Source organism: Streptomyces sp. NPDC032161 (assembly GCF_040636995.1).
Classification (GTDB): Bacteria; Actinomycetota; Actinomycetes; order Streptomycetales; family Streptomycetaceae; genus Streptomyces.
Map to the genome: position 1 here is coordinate 1 of NZ_JBEZVN010000064.1, position 17,587 is coordinate 17,587.

A 17,587-nucleotide genomic window follows, 5' to 3' on the forward strand; every position below is an offset into this window, starting at 1 on the left:
AGCAGGCACCGATCGCCTACGAGCGGCAGTCAGCTACTCTGACACTTGCCGCATAACGACACGAACAGGTGTCCACTCTTCGGGGACAAGGCCCAGGCTCTTGAGCACCCGAGCTGCTCGGTGGTGCGCCGTTGTCGGACATTGGCACAGCATAGGTCGAATGCTTCCTGCCAACGGGCGAGGCCGACGCTGTGAACTGCGGCCATCGCGTGATCTTCAGTCTCTATACGCCGATCAGGGTGGCTGCACTCATGTCTGCACCGGCCCCGTCGATATGACCACTCAACGTGCCGGTTCGCGGGTTCACCTGAGCCCGTCCACCGCACCCTGTCGCCGCTGGGATCGGACGGGGTACTGATAGGTGATGCTCATCATTGGGATCGTGATCGCCGCAGGGCTCGTGATCGTGGGCGCCGTTGTGGTCCTCCTGATTCGGGAGGAACGGCGCCTGCGGCAGGCCGAGGAGCGGGCGCGCAGATCGCATCGAGCGGCGGCCACGGTGTACGGCTGGCGGATCATCGACGATGAGCGGGGGCCGGCACAGCCCGACACGGTGCGCCGAAGCATGCGTGGCCCCGGCGGCTCCCAGGCATGGATGCTGGCCCGTCGGCGCATCGACGGCGTCGACGTATGGGTGGTCTGTAGGGAAGGGATGGGGATGGGAGCCGAGGCCCACCACTCGCTCGTCGTGCACCTGCGGCCCATGCGCCGTGCCAAGGACCTGCCCGCGGTGCGGGTGGTCCCGCGCAGCCCCGCCATGGGCGTGGCGCTGCGGGGGCGCGACCTGTTCGATCGCCGCTACCGGATCGCCTCCCGTGAAACGACCCGCGCCCGCACACTGGTGACCGAAGAGGTCCGTACGCAGACCCTCGAGCTGGATCTGGAGGGCTGGCAGCTGCAGGACCGGATCCTGACCGTACTGTTCGCCGGGCTGCGTGACCCGGGCCCCCTCGAGGACCGTCTGGGCGGGCTGATACGCCTGGCGAAGCAGGTTGCGGGACCGCCGCCCGGAGCCGGGTGAGGCTTCTGTCGAAGTCCAGGCAGGCAGCGAACCAACCGCTACCCCGCGTGCCAACAACACCTTTCTGTGGGGGGGGGCGACTCAAGCGCTAAAGGGCCAACTCAGCTGCTCAGTCTCGACTGCATGGCGTCACGTCTCACTGACCAGGACCGGTGGCTCGGCTTGCCGACCAGTCTGCGTCGTCACGCCCAGGTTGATCACGATGCGGTCATGACCCAGGGGATTTCCGAGATCGGTGTCACGCCGGAGCTCCGAACCTCACCCGCAGAAGGTGAATGGCGGGATAGGCTCGCCCGCCCGGGAGTACCCGTGGCGAGCACCGCCAACGAGCCTGAGCAGCAGCGATCCGTCCGGGTTCGCCTCAGCTCGGTGAGCAGCCCGCGGTCGATGAACTCCAGGCGAGTTGAGCTTCCGCAGCCAGGGGGCGTGTTTCGAAAGTAGCGTCGTCCCGGGGCCTGCGGCGTCCGGTGCGGTGCATCGCAAGGCGGAGGGCGTCCTCGTGCGGGGCGTACGCGGACGATCCCGACAACGTGGCGAGGCGCCGTGCCAGGCGTCGCAGACCGGACGGGACTTTCGAAACACGCCTTATAGAACTGCGCCCGCGTGCATGTGAGGAAGTGTCACTCGTTCAGGCATCGATTTCAGCGGGTTCCAGAAACACCCCCGGTGGTGTCATTGGCCGTCGGTAGCGTGATCGGCGTGATGGTGGGCACCGAAGAGACCCGGCTGGTCGTCCTGCGGGGCAACAGCGCCTCGGGCAAGTCGTCCGTCGCGGCTGGCCTCCGCGGGGCGTTCGGTCGTGGCCTGGCCGTGGTCGGCCAGGACAACCTCCGCCGTACCGTGCTCCGTGAACGAGACCGGCCCGGCGCGGCGAACATCGGCCTGATCGACCTGACGGCCCGCTACGCCCTGGACACCGGGTATCACGTAGTCGTGGAAGGCATTCTGTACACCGACCACTACGGGGACATGCTGGCCCGGCTGCGTGCCGATCATCGCGGCCCGACCCACGGCTACTACTTGGACGTGCCGTTCGAGGAAACCGTGGCCCGGCACGCCACGAAGCCGATTGCCGACGATGTCAGCGAGGCGCGGCTGAGGGAGTTGTACCGGCCGCGCGATCTGCTGTCCGGCGGAGTCGAGACCGTCATCGGCGCGGACAGCACGCTCGCCGCGAGCGTCGAGCGCATCATGCGCGACACCGGCCTGGACGGCCTCCCGGCCCTCGACCGCTGACACCTCCGGCCTGTGGTTCCTCGACAAGGGATGAAGCATCCGTACGAGGGAGCCCGGTCACCGAATCGCCCGACGCCGGCCGCGCGAACCACACCCAGCCCGTAGACATGAAGGGCGGCCGCGCCCGCCGACAGGACCGGGTCGGCTGCCCTTGCAGGGAGCCGCGCCAACCCTCCGAGCAGCATGGCGAGTTCTCCTCCCGGGGCGTGAAGCCCCTGGCAGGGCCGGGCTACAGGCCCTTGCAGATACTGCGGGCCTCGTCCAGGTCCTTCTTCACCTTCTCGTCGAAGTCGAAGACCTGGGCATGACGGTTCTGAGAGCGGCGGATGGCCTGGGCGAGCGGCCGGTACGCAGCATCCCCCGCGGCGGCCGAAGCGGAGAGTGCTCCCGCCGCGGCATACCGATTCATGGCGATCTCGCCGGCCGAGCCCTTCGCCGTGTACTTCGACTCGTCGAATCCGTCGAGTGCCCGGCAGGCGGCACTGGCGTCACCGTGCGGATCAGCCTCATCTGCGGAACTGCTGCCAGTGTCACTGAGGGCCCACACGACCGCCACTGCCCCGCCGCCGAGCGCGAGCCCCAGCAGCAAGGAGACAACCACGACTGTGGTACGGCTTCGGGACTTCGGGGGCAAGGCGGGAGAGGGTTCCGGTACAGGGGCGGTGTGCGGCTGCTGCGGATACATCTGGCCCAAGATAGTGCGACAGGCTGCCGGATTGGTCAGCGGGGCTCCTTCTCCACGGCTGCTCCTTCTCCTCGGCTGCTCCTTCCTCGCACGTTGTTCCGGCAGCCTGTTGGTTGTGCCGCACCCGGACCAGGGTCCCGCCACGCGCCCGCCGCGAGACGCAGTGGAAGCGGCGGCCCCGGTCCCGACTGACGACTTCCGCCTCATCGTCGCCTTGCTGCAGATGGACGTGGCGTTCCTGCTGATCCCGCTCGGGTGCGAGTTCGGCATCCGGGATCCGCCGGAGCGCGTACGGAATGCGTGCGAGTTCGGCGGGCGGCTCAACCGCGCTGAGCGCGGATGAGGTCGCGATACCACGCGAAGGACGCCTTCGGGGTGCGGACCTGGGTGTCGTGGTCGACGTAGACGAGACCGAAGCGTTGGTGGAAGCCCTCGGCCCATTCGAAGTTGTCCATCAGGGTCCAGGTGAAGTAGCCGCGTACGTCCACGCCCTGGGCCACGGCGGCGTCGACGGCCTGGAGGTGGGTGTCCAAGTAGTCGATGCGGTCGAGGTCGGGAACGGTGCCGTCCGAGGTGATGACGTCCTCGGCCGAGCAGCCGTTCTCGGTGATGTAGACCGGCGGGAGTGCCGGGTAGCGCTCCTTGAGGTCGACGAGCAGTTCCCGTAGACCGTCGGGGACGACGGGCCAGTCGAAGGCGGTGTGGCGGTAGCCCTCGATGGGGGCCTCTGCGAACGGCAGCCCCTCGGACGTCGGCGCCTGGATCCGGGTCGGGTTGTAGTAGTTGATGCCGAGCGCGTCCAGGGGGGCCGAGACCAGTTCGAGATCGCCGTCCCGGACGGAGCCGCCGAGGGCGGTGTCCGCGCCGAAGGCCGACAGGTCGGGGTAGGTGCCCGTGAGGATCGGGTCGTTGAACAGGCGGTTGTGCAGGTTGTCATAGGCCCGCGCGGCGGCGCGGTCGGCGGGAGCGTCCGAGGCGGGCCAGACCGGGGTGCAGTTGTTCGCGATCATCACCTGGAGGCCGCGTGCCCGCAGCTCTCTCAGCGCCAGGCCGTGGCCGAGCAGCTGATGGTGGGCGACCGGCAGGCAGTCCAGGAACAGGGTGCGGCCCGGCGCGTGGGTGCCGAGGCCGTAGCCCCAGACCATGTGGATGAACGGCTCGTTGAGTGTGATCCACTTCTGGACGCGGTCGCCCAGCTTGTCGGCCATGATGGCGGCGTACTCGGCGAAGCGGTGCGCGGTGTCGCGGTTCAGCCAGCCGCCGCCGTCCTCGAGGCCCTGGGGGAGGTCCCAGTGGAACAGGGTCGGGACAGGTTCGATGCCGCGTGCGAGCAGGCCGTCGACCAGTCGGTCATAGAAGTCCAGGCCCCGGGGATTGGCCTCACCTCTACCGGTCGGCTGGATCCGGGGCCAGGCGATGGAGAAGCGATAGCCGGTGAGGCCCGCCTCGGCCATCAGCGCGAGGTCCTCCTCGTACCGGTGGTAGTGGTCGCAGGCCACGTCACCGGTGTGCCCGTCGCGGACCGTACCGGGGCGGGCGGTGAAGGTGTCCCATACCGACGGTCCGCGGCCGTCCTCCTTGGTGGCGCCCTCGATCTGATACGACGCCGTCGAGGCGCCCCAGATGAAGTCCGCGGGCAGATGGTCCAGTGTCACGCCCAACCTCCTGAAACACGAGTAGTGCTCATGTTAAGCCGACCTCTGGGATGATGGAAGCGTGAATCAAGATCGCACCGCAGGGACGCTGCGCCGGCTGCCGGTCCAGAAGCGCAGCGCCGAACGTTTCGAACGGCTGCTGGACGCCTGCGCCGAACTCCTGGACGAGGTCGGCTATGCCGCGCTGACCACCAAGGAGGTGGCCCGCAGAGCCGAGGTGCCCATCGGCACCCTTTACCAGTTCTTCTCCGACAGGGAGGGGCTGATCGGCGCGCTCGCCGCCCGCAATCTGGAGACCTTCTTGGAGCGGGTCGCGGCCCGGCTCGAGCACGAGAAGCCCGATGACATCTCGGGCGTCGTGGACGTGACCGTCGACGAGTTCGTCGCCATGCGCCGGACGATCACCGGTTTCGGCGTGGTCGACTTCGGCGCGGCGGGGCAGGACCACATCTTGGAGCCGGTCCTGGACAACAACACCGCGGTCGCCGAACGGCTGCGCGCACTGACCGGGGTCCAGGGCGACGCCGGACTTGAGATCGCTGTGCGGGTGGCCCTGGAGTGCGCGGACAGCGTGCTGAAACTGGCCTTCCGTACTGATCCGCAGGGCGACTCCCAGCTGATCGCCGAGTGCAAACGAGTTCTCAACAGCTATCTGAACGATCGCATCCGGCCCCCTGGTGAACCAAGGGCTGTTCCGTAACCCCTGGCGGGCGCGCGACGACGGCTACGGCACCTCGCCGCGTTGTCGGAACGGCCACATGCATCCAGCATGCGGGCGCCCCTCCGCCTTGCGATGCACCGCATCCGACGCCGCGCGCTGACCCACCAGGGACTACGGGACGCCCCTCGGTTCGAGTCGGTGGTCAAGGCGTGTTTCGCGGCCGAGAGCGCGAACGGCCGGGGTCGCTCGGTCGCTGTCGTGGTCGCGTCGAGCGCATCAGCGACGTGCTGCCGGAGGACGCTCCCGCTTCGGCGCACCGGGTGGGGAGGCGCCCGTTCCTCAGCAGCCCCCAGCGGCAGGTCCGGTTCTCGATGGCCTTGGCCGTGCGGTACTGCCCGCCGTGATCCTGCTCCGGTCCTGGTCGGGGCGTTACCCGGGTGGGCCCGCCGGCGGGTGGCTCTCAGTTCTGCGGCACAGTGTTCTGCGCCAGGCGGACGACTTCGTCGGCGACGGTTGCCAGGGGGAGCCGGCCGTCCACGACTGTGGCTCCGATCCGCCGCATCCTGGCCTGGAATCCAGGAGCCCAGTCGGTGAGCGCCTTTTGGGCATCGCCGGAGCGGCCCCAGTCGATGTCGCGGGTGGGCTCGTCCAGCCGTCGGCGCATCGTGGAAACGTCGATCTCCAGCAGGATCACCAGGTCGAGCCAGGGGATGAACTCCTCGATGTTCTCGGTGTTGCCGCAGACGAACAGCGTGTCGGTGGTGTCGGCCAGGAGAGCGCGGAGCCTGTCGGGGTCCCAGTGCCAGAAGTGGCTCACCCGCCACCGCCCGGCCGGCTCGGACGGGCACTCGGCGGGCTTGCCGGCGTCGTCCACCCACCGGGCCAGTACCGTGTCGGCGTCGACCGCGTGCAGGCCCCGCCTGCCCAACTCGGCCGCCAGCGAGGACTTCCCGGCGCCGGACACTCCGAGGACCGCAACGGCCGGCCCGTGCGTCGCTGGTCTGTCAGCCTCCGGCCGAACGCGGCCGGTCTCCTTCCGCATACATGCCTTCCTCCTCCCGGCGGCCGCAGCCTGGGATGCCGCCGCCCACGCGGTCTACGGCGCTTTCATCGTTCCCGGCCGGGCCGTGCCGGAGGCGGCGCCCCGTGGAAGGGCACTCCACCGGGCGGACGGTGTACTCCTCGCCCGGCGGGTGCGCTCACAGCACCCGGTGGCGCTGGTACAGACGGACGGGCGATTCCCCCGGGCGGTGAGCGCAACGGCCGCGGCACCGAACACGCGGGCCCGGACCGGGCCGAGCGCTCTCCGCCGGCCGGGGAGTACGGCCAGATTCCGGTCGGCGCCGCTGGGTCTGGCCGCCATCTCAGCCACCAGGCGTCCCGCCGACGGCTGCGAACGGCGTTTCCCCGACGCCGGGCGCCGTGGACTCCCCGGGCTCACGGTCCGACCGACGACATACGGAAGGCCAGCTCATGCGGGTTCTCGCAACGGTCACGGGCTCCCAGGGGCACGCACGGGCCATGCTGCCGGTCCTTTGCGCCCGGGTCGACGCCGGCCACGAGGCGCTGGTGACGCCTCCCGCCCATCTGACGCAGGTGTTCGAGCACTCCGACGCCAGGGTGGAGCCGGTGATGCCGGACCATCGCATGGAAGCTGACTTTGCATCAAGACCGCACAGCATCCGTTGATGAGGAGCTACCTGGCCGCCGTGGCGCGCGAGACGGCTGGCCTCGACGAGGAGAGCCGCGATGAGCTGATCGCCGACCTCGACGAACACATCGCCGTAGCCCTGGTCAAGAAGGCCGACCCCGCCGACGAGGTGACCCGTCGTTACGCCATTTCTGGGGGCGGCGGACTGCCGACCCGGTTGACGAACCACGTGTTCAGGACCTCTGCACAGACTCCCCAGATGATCTCCGCCCGCCTCCGGCAAGCTGGTACGCACTTGGCTCCAGCGGGCCGACAACCCGCGGCGGGACCTGCCGCGGGCTGCCCGCTCGGTGGAGATCTGCGCCCGTGGACGCCCGTACCCCGGACCAACCGTCCCGTGTGCGGAACGCCAGTACGTGGCGTGCATAAAGGCATCGCTCACCGGCGGACCGGGATCACCGTGCCGGACCCGCCTCAGAGCCCGCACCGCCATTGCCCGCGCCACATAGAAGGGTGCTCCGCCGTCTGCTCCGGCGACTGGACCGGGGGTTCAGGCGTGATCCACGAGCTGGGATCGGGAAAAGCCCACTTCACGCGCACAGTGTGCGCAGCAGAAGAACTGCCCGTCGGCCTGCATACCGTGGCCGAGGATGCGGCACTGGCAGTTGACACAGGTCGGGGCGATCTTCTGGGCGGCGCATTCGATGCTGTCGAAGACGTGGACCGCCCCTCCTGCGGCACGCACCTCGAACGCCAGCTCGTAGTCGTTGTGGCAGACCTCGCACACGGCCATGGACGATATCCCTTACTGCCGGAATGGATGAGCTGCGGCACCTGCACGTTCGCTCGTCGGCGAAGGCGCGGTGCCCAGGAGACTAGCGGACGAGCACACCGATCCTCCGGCAACGCGTGCACTGCTCCCCGACCGTGCTGGCGGAATCACTCACACAGCGACCTCGCGCCAACGCTCGGTTCCCGATGGGTCTCGGTGAAGGGCCGTCCCACCACCGGATCCGGACAAGAACGTGCCCGGAGAGGACATGGACCACTCGTGGAGCGATTGCGGTGCTTCTTGCAGTCGCGCAGCTCGCCCGTAGGCCGAGCGACACTGCGCGACAACCAGGCCAGTGCCCGGAGAGTCGACATCGGCGATCGTCACTCGGGGCCTTTGCGGGTGATGCGGTGACGGATGCCTCTCTTGCGGAGACATCGCCGCAGGCGCTCACGGCAACTACCGGATGACTGGCACGACCCGCTGGGCGGGAGCTGGGCGAGACCCCAGGCGAGCAGGTGCGGGTGGATAGGACAGGGCGTCCACATCGGGCTCCGCCTCCAGCAGGCCGGCCAGGCGCGTGCACCGGACGAGCGCGCGGGCGGTCTGCCGGCGCTCGCGCAGGGCCCGGACCAGTGACCCGGTCACTTCACCGATGACGGATAAGACGGTGCCGGGCAGAAGCAGCGCCTGGGCGACGTCTCCGAGCGCGGACTGCATCTGCTGCGGCAGCGCTTGGCCGAACCGGCAGGCGAGGCCGCCGCGGCGCAGGTGCTCCGCCAGGCCCTCGCCGGGGTGCTGGTGGTCCCAGTAGCGGCGCAGCGCGATGTCGAAGGCGGGCAGGGGCCGACCGAGGCCGGTGGGCGCGAGCCGGTTGGTGAGGACGACATGTTCGAAGTCGGCGTCGGCCGAGTGCGCGAGGTCGATGCGCATGGGCAGGACGTGTCCTTCGGGCCAGGCGGGATCTTCCCATGGCGAGGGGCGGCCGGCGGGGTCGGCGAGAGCGGCTTCGGGCTTGCGGGAGAGCGTCGACTTCCCGATACCGCCGGCTCGGTGGAAGACCATGACGTTGTCCTGCGGTGCCTCGAGGTCTTCGACGTCGAAGGCCGGCCCTGCAATGTGCCGCAGGCGTCGCGGCCGTGCTCGCCCTTCGGTGACACGGAACAGCCCTCGCCGCGGCCGCACCTGGCGCGATCGTGCCTGACGTGAGAGAGGTCGGGATCGGTGTGAGACTGGGCGCGGAAGGGGTGATCCCCGTGTCAGACCCACCGCCGCACGCGTCCGCAGGTCCCGACGCCGCCGTTGACGAGAGTCAGCTGGAAGAACTGATCACCGAGGCGCAGACGGCTCTGCCGTTCGAACTGTCCGCCCTGGCGAACCGGTGCGCTTCGGCCCTCGGCCTGGACACCGTGCTGATCCACCTCGTGGACCTCCAACAACGGCTGCTCATCCCACTCGACGAGGCCTTGGAGCCGCTGCCGGTGGCCGGCTCGTTGGCCGGCTGGGCGTACCGCACCGCCTCCCCGCGAGTGGCCGATGCCGACGACGGCGTGATCGTCTGGATGCCTCTGGTCGACGGTGCGGAGCGGCTGGGTGTGCTGGCTGTGTGGGCCGTCTCGCTCGACGGGGTGCGTATGCGTCGCAGCCGGATGCTGGCCCATCTGTTCGCCATGCTGATCACCTCCAAGCGCGCCTACAGCGACTGGCTCGCCGCCCGTATCCGAACCGCGACCATGCGGTTGCCCGCTGAGACGCTGCGGGCCTTCCTGCCACCCCACACAGTCGGCAGCAGCAGGGGCGTCTCGACCGCGGTCCTGGAACCGGCGTACGACGTCGCCGGCGACGCCTTCGACCACTCCGTGGTCAAGAACGTGCTGCACACCATGATCCTCGACTCCATGGGCCACGATCTGGCCTCCGGCCTGACGACGTCGGTCGCCATGGCGGCGGCGAGGAACACCCACCGCGGCGGTGGCGACCTGGCCGACGTCGTCAGTGCCGTCGACCAGGCGCTCGCCCAGTGGCTGCCCGACCACTTCTGCACAGGCGTGCTGTGCCGACTCGATGCGGAGACCGGGGTGCTGCACTGGGTCAACTGCGGTCACCCTCCGCCACTGCTGATCCGTGCCGAGCGCGTGCTCGACGGGGCGCTGGACAGCCCCCGCAGCCCCCGATCGGCCTAGCCGGCCAACTCGCCCCGGCAGCCCGGCAGGTCCAGGAGACGACACTGCAACCGGGAGATCACGTCCTGCTCTACACCGACGGCGTTGTGGAGGCACGCGACGCGGACGGTCTGGAGTTCGGCCTCGACCGGTTCACTGACTTCATCATCCGCTCCTCCGCCGCCGGCCAACGCCCCGCCGAGGTGCTGCGGCTGCTCATCCACGCCATCCTCGACCACCAGCGCAACCAACTGCGGGACGACGCAACCATCCTGCTCTTCGATTGGCACCCGCAGCACCGGTGACGCGGCTTGAGCCGAGCCGCGCTGCGCTCATTCCTCGCCCGAGCCGTGTATCAAGATCGCCACGATATCGCTGGCTTCGTTGATTTTCAGGGCAGTGTTTGTCGGTGGTTTCCGGAGGCAGTCGCTGATCAAACGAATCGTGAATGTTGAAGGGAAATGACGGCACTGCCGCTGCGACTCGGGACGGCCGGCTGCCTGCAGGGTGGCTGGCCGTCGAGGTGGGCAGGCCGCCGCACGAGCGCACAAGCCCGACCAGCCGGGCCAGCTTTCCTGCCGCAGCGCATCTGGCAGACAGAGAGCTGCTGACCTGCAGGGTTGTCATCGCCTGAGAGCGATGTCCCTCGGCATTCTCAAACGGCGTTGCTTTCAAGAGAGTTGCCTTTGTCGTACTGCTGGAGCGTGGAACACGCTAGGGGATTGCTGCGTTTCAGCGGTATGAGAAGCACGGTGATTGTGATGACAATCGGCGTCGCCGCCGTCGGCTGCCTGATTTCGTTGGATCGCGCTCTGCTGTGGGCAGAGCGCCGTGGGTGGATCTATTACCGCAGGACGAAGGGGCGTACTTCTGCACTGGTAGAGGGGTTCTCTCCAGCCGCGCAGGCGGTGAAGCAGGCGATGGAGCAGGAGAGGTTCTGAACCGCCCCGGGTTCACGCGATTGAAGGTTTGTCGAAAGTTTCTTCCAGGTCGGTCGACCACGGTGGAACGGCGGTGGTCGCAGGCGCGATGACCGCGATCGCACAGGCAGTCGGCCGTACATCGTTGGCTGCGTGTCCAAAACCGGCCGGACCACCGCCCGGAACGGCCAGGCGGTGCAACGGCACCGCCCGGCCCCCTCTGTCCTTCGTGCCCTTGGGCACGGATTCGTCAATCGAGGTGAGTGCACTGATCAGGAAAGCTGTGTCATCGGTACTCGTTGTAGCGGGGCTTGCCGCAGGGGCTCTGCTGTCCGCCCCCGCCGCGCAAGCGGCCGTGCACGACTGCCCGTCCGGCAACTACTGCGTGTGGACCAAGCCCAACCATGAAGGGGCCTGGGAGAAGTTCAGCTGGAACGTCGATCTTGTGCCGCCGCTCGTGTACAAGAACGACAACTCCTCCTTCAACCGCATGTCCTCGTACGCCATGAAGCTCCACTCCAGTCCCAGCCGGACGAGCGGCTCTGTCTACGCCTGCTCCCGCCCCGGCACCGTGTGGTACCAGCACAACCCGGCGAAGCAGTTGGCGTCGCTCAGCAAGGTATCCACCTGCTGAAAGACGCAATGTCCACGTGCGGGCGGTACGGGCCGTGTCGGGCCCGTACCGCCCCCACGTCCAGCACGGGTACTGAAAGGGCCCTCATGACGCGCAGTGCTACCGCCCGAGCCGTGATCCCCCTCCTTGCCGCCGTCCCACTCGTTCTCACGGCCGCTTCCTGTTCCACCCCGCCGGTTTCGGCACCCTCCCCCGTCCCGGCGTCCGCGCGGCCCGACGCCCTCGACCTGCCCGCCGAGACCAGGGCGCTGCTCGCGGACGCGGAACGGGCCACGTTACGGGACTGCATGTCCCGACAGGGCTTCTCCTTCTTCTACGACCGCACCGACCCCGCCGAACTGCGGGCTGAGACCGCCAGGAACAATTCGGAGCTGTACCTGGACGATGTGCCCCGAGCCCGGCGCGAGGGCTTCAGCCCCGTCCCCGATGTCCCCGCGCGGTCGGCCTCCCGCGCGGAGCGCCAGGAGCAGGCGTACCTCGCGGGGCTGTCCCGACAGCGGCGTGACGCCTGGGACAAGGCCCTGATGGGGCCGCCCGGACAAGAAAGGATCAAGGTCGTTGTCCCCGGAGTGGGCACCATGGAACACCCGACGGCCGGGTGCTTCGCAGAGGCCCGCACCAGGTTGTTCGGCGACTACGAGAAGTGGACCCGAGCCGACACCTTCGTGAACGCCCGCTTCCGCCCCGTGGATGAGGCGGTCAGGAAGAGCCCCGAGTACAAGGAGGCCACCGCCCGCTGGAGCACTTGCCTACAAGCCCGGGGCCGCCACTTCGCCACCCCGGAGGAAGCCCGCGCTCGGGCGAGCACCCTGCCCCGGGCCCAGGCCATCGCGCTCGCTGTCGCCACGGCCGAGTGCGACCGCCAGGTGGGCCGTTCGAAGACGCACCGCAGCCTGTACGAGCAGGCCACGCAGCACTGGATCGACCGCCACCCCACCGAAGTCGCAGACTTCCGGCGCCTCAACGCCGAGGCAGCGGCACGGCTGGCGGCTACCGTCACCCCACCTGGCCCCGTACCGGCCCCCTCGACGATCGCGGCACCAGATTCCTGAGGCGGCATTGCAATGCGGGCCCACCGGCACCCGTCTACCAGCGCGCGCCGGGGGCATCCAGATCCGCACGCCGCTGCTCGGTGAGCTTGCCGACGCGTTTGAGGACGTTGTCGAGCCACGTGCCGTGCTTGACCACCACGGCCCCGTCAACGCCGTTCTGCCCGCCCACCAGGCCCGCCTCCGCGCCCAGCTGCGCCACGTGCTCGACGTGCTTGCGCGGCACCATCAGATGCCCTTCCCGGGCGTGGAACTGCCGGGCGGCGGCCAGGTTGACCGCCCACTTCGCATCCTGCGTCCGCTTCGCCACCCGCTCCTCCTTCGCAGCCGGTTCGAGCCCCAGGCTGTTCTCCGGAAGCCACTGCCGCGCGGCCACCAGCTGCTCCCACCCGTGTCGTTGAGCGCTGATCCAGCGTCCGAGGTCGATCACGTTGAACGGGCACCTACTCCGCGACCATCATCGGATCCCGGGGGCCGCAAAACACAGCAGCACACGGGATTCTCCAACTGAGTACGGGCGCGGCGCGCACCGGTCCTCGGACCGGTGCCGGCCGGCGGCTACTTGCACTGCTCGTCGATCTTGTACTGGAGTGCCCGTGGGTAGTCGTGCCGGCTGAGCCGGACCCGGGCCAGGACCGGGGCACGGTTGATGTCATTGCCCGGATCGGCGATGTCGAGCAGTAGCGACTCCAGCTCGGTGTGGGTGGTGAGCTCCCGCCCGTGCATCCGGTCCTTCTCCGAGCCGAAGACCTCCGCCAGCTTCTCGTACTGCCACGGGTGCAGCACATTGTAGAAGTCGGCCCCGTCGGACGGCTTCTGCTCGTAGTAGCAGGGGTTGACCAGCATCTGCTCGATGCCGTAGAAGCCCTCGTTGTCGAGGACGAAGACCACCGGCCGCAGGTGGTGGCGCACGTGGGTGGACAGCTCCTGACAGATCTCCTGGAACGAGCCGTCCCCGACGAACACCAGTGGCCGCTTGAGCGGCTGCTGGCGGGCCAGCGCCACCCCGGTGGCCGCGCCGACCGAGTAGCCGATGGCCAGCCAGCTGTTCTGCGCCACGAAACTCGCTCGCTCCGCCGTCCGTAGATTCATCGAGCCCAACAGTGCGAACGCCGCGTCCGAGACCACCGTGAACGGCGAGGTGGCCTCCGGGCCGTCGCCCTGCGCTTGGCTCAGCAGGAAGGCGTTCATGTGCTGGAAGAACCCGTCGTACGTGAGCTCCTCGGGGTAGTCCGTGCTGCTCAGGCCGGTCAAGAAGGCGATCGTGCTCGCCGGGACCTGCCGGTCCTTGGCGTGTGCCAGTGCGAAGAGGTCGGTCTCGAACGCCCGCTTGCCGAAAGCGACTCCCAGCGCGTCCCGCAGCGCCGGGACGAACCGCGCCAGCTGGACGTCCGGGAAGTACTGCGCGCCGACGCTGACGCCCTCGCGGGCGGCAACGATCCAGTCGTCGCCGATCGACTTCTCGCCCCCGAGGTTCTTCGACGTCGACCAGGTGCCCAGGCCGATCCGGCACCCGGCGGCCTTGAAGGCCTTGCGCACCTCCGGCAGGCTCGCCTTGCCGTTGTAGACGCCCATGAAGCCCGGGGTGTTCTCGGAGACCACGGACTTCGTACCGACGGTGGTGCAGAACGGGATGCCGGTCAGCTGCACCAGCGAGACCAGCTCCTGCTCCAGCCGGTTCCGCTCGATCTCCTCGCCCGCCCACAGCACCGGAGTGCCGAGCCGTTCGACCAGCTTCACCGAGGCCTCCACCGCCTTGGCGAGCATTTCCTCGTTCTTCATGGTGAACGGCCGTTCCTGGCCACGGAGTTCGCCCTGCGGGGCGGCGCACGGGGCGTTCCAGAGGTCGTCCATCACCTCCAGGTAGACCGGCCTGCGCTCGGTCAGGCCGGCGGTGATCGCGCTGTCGATCTGCGAGGGCGCGAGCCCGGGGTTGGAGATCACCTGCGCGTCCACCGTGACCTGCCGGTAGACCTCCAGATTGCTCTCCCGGCGCTGGCTCATGTGCGAGGTGAGCAGACCGACCGCCTGGTAGTTGAGCCACTGCTCGTACGACGGCGCCGCGTTGATCGCGATTACCGGCACGTACTCGACATACGCGCCGCCGATCGGGTTGAGCAGGCTGAACGCGCCCACGCCGTAGGTGACCGCGACGGCGGCGACGCCCTGCTCGCCCTTGGCGAGGTCCGCGTCGGCGGCCCGCACCCTGGCGTAGCCGCCACCGATCTCGGTCGGGGTGCCGACCCAGCGCACTCCGGTGGTGGCGTGCATGATCGTCAGAAACGGGCCGAGGTGGTCGCCCGGCACCCCGAACAGGTACCGGATGCCCAACTGTTCCAGTCTGGTGGCCAGGTAACGGCCTACCGTCCATTCGACGTTGCTGCTCATCTGCTCAACACCTCCGCTTTGCGTGCGTGACGGGTCCGCACCTCGGGCCGGATCTCCGGTTTGGCGCGGGGCGGTGGCGCGGGTGCCTCGTGCACGGCGATTGCCGCGCGGACGGCGGTCTCCACCGCGCCCTCGATCCAGGCGTGCTTGAGTGAGACGTGCTCGCCGGCGAAGTGCACCGGGCCCTCCGGCTTGACCACGTCGAGGTGGAAGCTGGTCATCTGGTGCGGGGTGTACACCGCCGCCTCGCCGAAGGCGTAAGGGTCGCGCAGCCAACTCTGGGTCTGCCGTAGCCGGTGTAGAACACTTCGATCCGCCGGCCGTGCACCGACTGGAGGTTGCGCAGTGCGTACACGTACCGCTCGGCGTCGGCCATCGAGTCCCAGCGCACCGCGTCGTCCGACCAGCTGTAGCTGGCCAGCACCACGCCGCCGCCGTCGCTGTCGGGCACCGGGTGCGAGGGGTAGTACATGAAGCGGTTCGGGTTGTCGGTGGTCGAACCGCCGCCGAAGCAGTTGGTGGCGGGGCGTACGCTCGCCCGGCGCAGCGGGGTGTGCCGGAAGACGTCCAACTGCTCCTGGCTGATCCGGCTCGAGTCCACGCTCCGGTGGGCGCCGAGCAGCACTCCGGGCAGATTGGGCGGCGGCCGGTGCCCGTTGTGTCCGTTGTACGTGGCCGGCGCGGCTGCCTCGGCGTCCTCCTCGCCGGCCCGCTGGTAGTACTCGTACAGGCCGGGGGCGATGGAGTCGAGCTCGTCCTTCCAGTCCGCCTCGGTGAACTCCCACCACCGGCGGGAAAACTCCAGCAGCACCTTGGTGGCCTGGTCGTAGTGCGTCTCGATGATCGCCCGTCGCTTCTTGTACGAGTACGGGGGCGAGACCTGGACGAACCGCAGCGCGGAGAACGGGACGGTGACGATCGCGAAGTCACCCCTCCAGACCGCGGGTTCGGCCTCTGGGGTGTCCTCGGGCACAGTGTGGACGGCGACCTGCGGCTCGTTCGGTCCGACGTCCTGGCCGCCCCCGCCGTCGTGGCGTGGGTCCCAGTACTCCATCCGGATCATCCGCTCGCCCATTTCGAGCTCGTCCTGGAGAGCCATGGCGAGGGCGTGGGGCAGTTTCCAGCTGCCACCCTCGATCTCCCAGTAGGTGGCGTCCGGGTTGATGTCGCTGCGGCCCAGGAAGGTGTGGAAGAAGGACAGATGCAGCCGCGAGGTCATGTTCTCGATCGTGCCGATCGCCTCGATGGCCTCGTCGCTGAAGCCCGCGTACTCGCGCAGGAATCGGCCCATCGAGTAGCCGTCGAAGTCGTGGATCACCCGTGCCCAGCCGTCCAGCCACTCGGCGAACGGCTTGCGCACCCGCTTGCCGTTCTCGATGTACGAGTAGTAGTAGCGGACCGGCTCCAGGGCCTGGTTGACCAGGTCGGCGGCGGTGATCCGCGCCTCGTCACCGGTGAGAGGGAAGCCCTCGTTGACGCTGCTCGGGTCGGCGGCGTACTCGCTGCGGCGGGCCTGGATCCGGTTGGTGCGGATCCAGCTGTTGAAGCGCTTGACCGGCTCGCGGAAGTCCGGGCTGTCCTCGCCGTACTTCCAGACCTTGCCGTCCTCGAAGGACTCGTAGACCACCGGCGGGACGGGCGTGTTCTGGTTGCCGGTGCCGGTGCCGGTGCCGGGATCGACGTCGACGTTGTAGAACAGTTGCCGTTTCAGGCCGAGGCTGTCGACCAGGGCCAGGGTGAGCGGGTGGAAGCTGGGCAGCCGCATCGCCCCGGCCTCCGCGTACTGCTCCGGGTCGTAGAACGGGCCGTCCTGCTCGTCGTCGGTGGAGCGGAAGGTCTTGATCCGCCCGCCGACCCGGTTGGTGTTGGCCTCCAGGATGGTGACGTTGTGCCCGGCGTCCTTGAGCAGCTTCCCGGCAACCAGACCGGCGATCCCGGCGCCGACGACCAGCACGTCCTTGGGCTCGTCGGTCTCCGGGATGCCCTCCTTGATCAGGACGTCGAGGTAGCGCAGCTTCAGGTCCTTGTCGTCCGGGCCGACGAGCAGCAGCTCGCGGGCCAGCTGCCAGCAGGTCTGCTGGCGGGCGCGGTCGTTGGCCGTGCCCTCGACGGTGGGGCTCTCGTTCATGGCTTCTCCTCGCCGCTCAGGAGCCGACCGGCTTGTTGGGGAGGTCCTCGCCCTCGGCGAGCAGCCGCAGTGTGCTGATCGAGGGGGTGAAGGCGTAGAGCGCGCCCGTTGTGCGGACGAAGCGCTTCATGTCGACCGTGCCGAGGGTGCCGTCCGCGAGCTCGATCGAGGCCTCGCCGGCGAGTCCGGTGACCTTGTCGAAGCCGTTGGCGACCACCTGGTCGGACCGGCTTTCCCCGGGGGTGAAAGCGTCGTCGTTGGACCAGCGCCGCTGGACCAGTTCGAACTGCTCTTCGCCCCCGCCACCACCCCCACCACCGCGCTGCGCCTGAACGCGATCACCGCCACCGAAGCCGCCCGGGAGCTCTCCCGCTACGAGGAAGCCGACCTCACAGCGCTGGCGCTGCCCGATCTGATCCCGCCCGCACCACCATCCGCCGACTGGGCCACCCCCGACAGCCTCAAAGCCCGCACCCGACCCCCCACCCCCGGCCCCACATCCGCCCCCGAACACCACGACCAGGAGGCCACCCGTTACCTTTTTCGTGGCCCCGCAATGGGGTGCCTGGCCCCCGGGTCCGGTATGGCTGTGTGCCCCCTGTCGAAGTGGATGACCTGGGGGGTG

The 17,587-nt window shown here is 68.8% G+C and carries 17 protein-coding genes and 1 pseudogene; 8 read left to right on the forward strand and 10 right to left on the reverse strand.

Features of this window, described 5'->3' with window-relative positions:
* The first annotated feature begins 364 nt into the window (after positions 1-364).
* Both AB0E67_RS35125 and AB0E67_RS35130 read left to right on the forward strand, forming a co-directional pair.
* Positions 365-1,021, forward strand: coding sequence for a hypothetical protein (locus AB0E67_RS35125; protein WP_362034736.1), 657 nt, complete (start codon positions 365-367; stop codon positions 1,019-1,021).
* Positions 1,022-1,723: 702 nt separating this feature from the next.
* On the forward strand, positions 1,724-2,257 hold the full coding sequence (locus AB0E67_RS35130; RefSeq protein WP_362034738.1) for an AAA family ATPase: 534 nt from the start codon (positions 1,724-1,726) through the stop codon (positions 2,255-2,257).
* A gap of 229 nt (positions 2,258-2,486) precedes the next feature.
* On the opposite strand, the gene AB0E67_RS35135 is transcribed toward AB0E67_RS35130, so the two are convergent.
* Entirely contained in the window at positions 2,487-2,858 is a 372-nt protein-coding gene (locus AB0E67_RS35135) for a hypothetical protein (RefSeq protein ID WP_362034739.1), read from the reverse strand.
* A 404-nt stretch (positions 2,859-3,262) separates the two neighbouring features.
* Entirely contained in the window at positions 3,263-4,597 is a 1,335-nt protein-coding gene (locus AB0E67_RS35140) for a GH1 family beta-glucosidase (RefSeq protein WP_362034740.1), read from the reverse strand.
* A gap of 61 nt (positions 4,598-4,658) precedes the next feature.
* Between AB0E67_RS35140 and AB0E67_RS35145 the strand changes: the two genes are divergently transcribed.
* Positions 4,659-5,297 carry a TetR/AcrR family transcriptional regulator gene (locus AB0E67_RS35145; RefSeq protein WP_362034742.1) on the forward strand — a complete coding sequence of 213 codons (639 nt, stop codon included), beginning with the start codon at positions 4,659-4,661 and terminating at the stop codon, positions 5,295-5,297.
* A gap of 421 nt (positions 5,298-5,718) precedes the next feature.
* Here AB0E67_RS35145 and AB0E67_RS35150 read toward each other — a convergent pair whose 3' ends face one another.
* The gene (locus tag AB0E67_RS35150; RefSeq protein WP_362034743.1) at positions 5,719-6,222 is read right to left on the reverse strand and encodes a hypothetical protein; all 504 of its coding nucleotides are present in this window, start codon (positions 6,220-6,222) and stop codon (positions 5,719-5,721) included.
* Between the two features lie 509 nt (positions 6,223-6,731).
* On the opposite strand from AB0E67_RS35150, the gene AB0E67_RS35155 reads away from it, so the two are divergent.
* Positions 6,732-6,947 (forward strand): hypothetical protein, encoded by a 216-nt coding sequence (locus AB0E67_RS35155; RefSeq protein WP_362034745.1) that lies wholly within the window; start codon positions 6,732-6,734, stop codon positions 6,945-6,947.
* Positions 6,948-7,459: 512 nt separating this feature from the next.
* On the opposite strand, the gene AB0E67_RS35160 is transcribed toward AB0E67_RS35155, so the two are convergent.
* Entirely contained in the window at positions 7,460-7,702 is a 243-nt protein-coding gene (locus AB0E67_RS35160) for a hypothetical protein (RefSeq protein ID WP_362034747.1), read from the reverse strand.
* Between the two features lie 438 nt (positions 7,703-8,140).
* The gene (locus AB0E67_RS35165; RefSeq protein ID WP_362034748.1) at positions 8,141-8,746 is read right to left on the reverse strand and encodes a hypothetical protein; all 606 of its coding nucleotides are present in this window, start codon (positions 8,744-8,746) and stop codon (positions 8,141-8,143) included.
* Positions 8,747-8,937: 191 nt separating this feature from the next.
* On the opposite strand from AB0E67_RS35165, the pseudogene AB0E67_RS35170 reads away from it, so the two are divergent.
* From AB0E67_RS35170 to AB0E67_RS35185, 4 genes and pseudogenes are all read left to right on the forward strand, one after another.
* Positions 8,938-10,148, forward strand: a pseudogene (locus AB0E67_RS35170) (PP2C family protein-serine/threonine phosphatase).
* 417 nt (positions 10,149-10,565) lie between these two features.
* Positions 10,566-10,784, forward strand: coding sequence for a hypothetical protein (locus tag AB0E67_RS35175; RefSeq protein WP_362034750.1), 219 nt, complete (start codon positions 10,566-10,568; stop codon positions 10,782-10,784).
* 262 nt (positions 10,785-11,046) lie between these two features.
* Positions 11,047-11,397, forward strand: coding sequence for a peptidase inhibitor family I36 protein (locus tag AB0E67_RS35180; RefSeq protein ID WP_362034751.1), 351 nt, complete (start codon positions 11,047-11,049; stop codon positions 11,395-11,397).
* A gap of 113 nt (positions 11,398-11,510) precedes the next feature.
* The gene (locus AB0E67_RS35185) at positions 11,511-12,449 is read left to right on the forward strand and encodes a hypothetical protein (RefSeq protein WP_362034753.1); all 939 of its coding nucleotides are present in this window, start codon (positions 11,511-11,513) and stop codon (positions 12,447-12,449) included.
* 34 nt (positions 12,450-12,483) lie between these two features.
* On the opposite strand, the gene AB0E67_RS35190 is transcribed toward AB0E67_RS35185, so the two are convergent.
* The 5 genes from AB0E67_RS35190 to AB0E67_RS35210 form a co-directional block, all read right to left on the reverse strand.
* Positions 12,484-12,876, reverse strand: coding sequence for a helicase associated domain-containing protein (locus tag AB0E67_RS35190; protein WP_362034754.1), 393 nt, complete (start codon positions 12,874-12,876; stop codon positions 12,484-12,486).
* Positions 12,877-13,004: 128 nt separating this feature from the next.
* A complete protein-coding gene (locus tag AB0E67_RS35195; RefSeq protein ID WP_362034755.1) occupies positions 13,005-14,834 on the reverse strand; it encodes a thiamine pyrophosphate-binding protein in 1,830 nt (609 codons plus the stop codon).
* Entirely contained in the window at positions 14,831-15,055 is a 225-nt protein-coding gene (locus tag AB0E67_RS35200; protein WP_362034757.1) for an FAD-dependent oxidoreductase, read from the reverse strand. Before AB0E67_RS35200 ends, AB0E67_RS35195 begins: the two co-directional genes overlap by 4 nt.
* The gene (locus AB0E67_RS35205) at positions 15,052-16,962 is read right to left on the reverse strand and encodes an FAD-dependent oxidoreductase (RefSeq protein ID WP_362034759.1); all 1,911 of its coding nucleotides are present in this window, start codon (positions 16,960-16,962) and stop codon (positions 15,052-15,054) included. Before AB0E67_RS35205 ends, AB0E67_RS35200 begins: the two co-directional genes overlap by 4 nt.
* A gap of 16 nt (positions 16,963-16,978) precedes the next feature.
* Positions 16,979-17,179: a hypothetical protein gene (locus tag AB0E67_RS35210; protein ID WP_362034761.1), complete on the reverse strand. Its 201-nt coding sequence runs from the start codon at positions 17,177-17,179 to the stop codon at positions 16,979-16,981.
* Positions 17,180-17,587 lie beyond the last annotated feature (408 nt).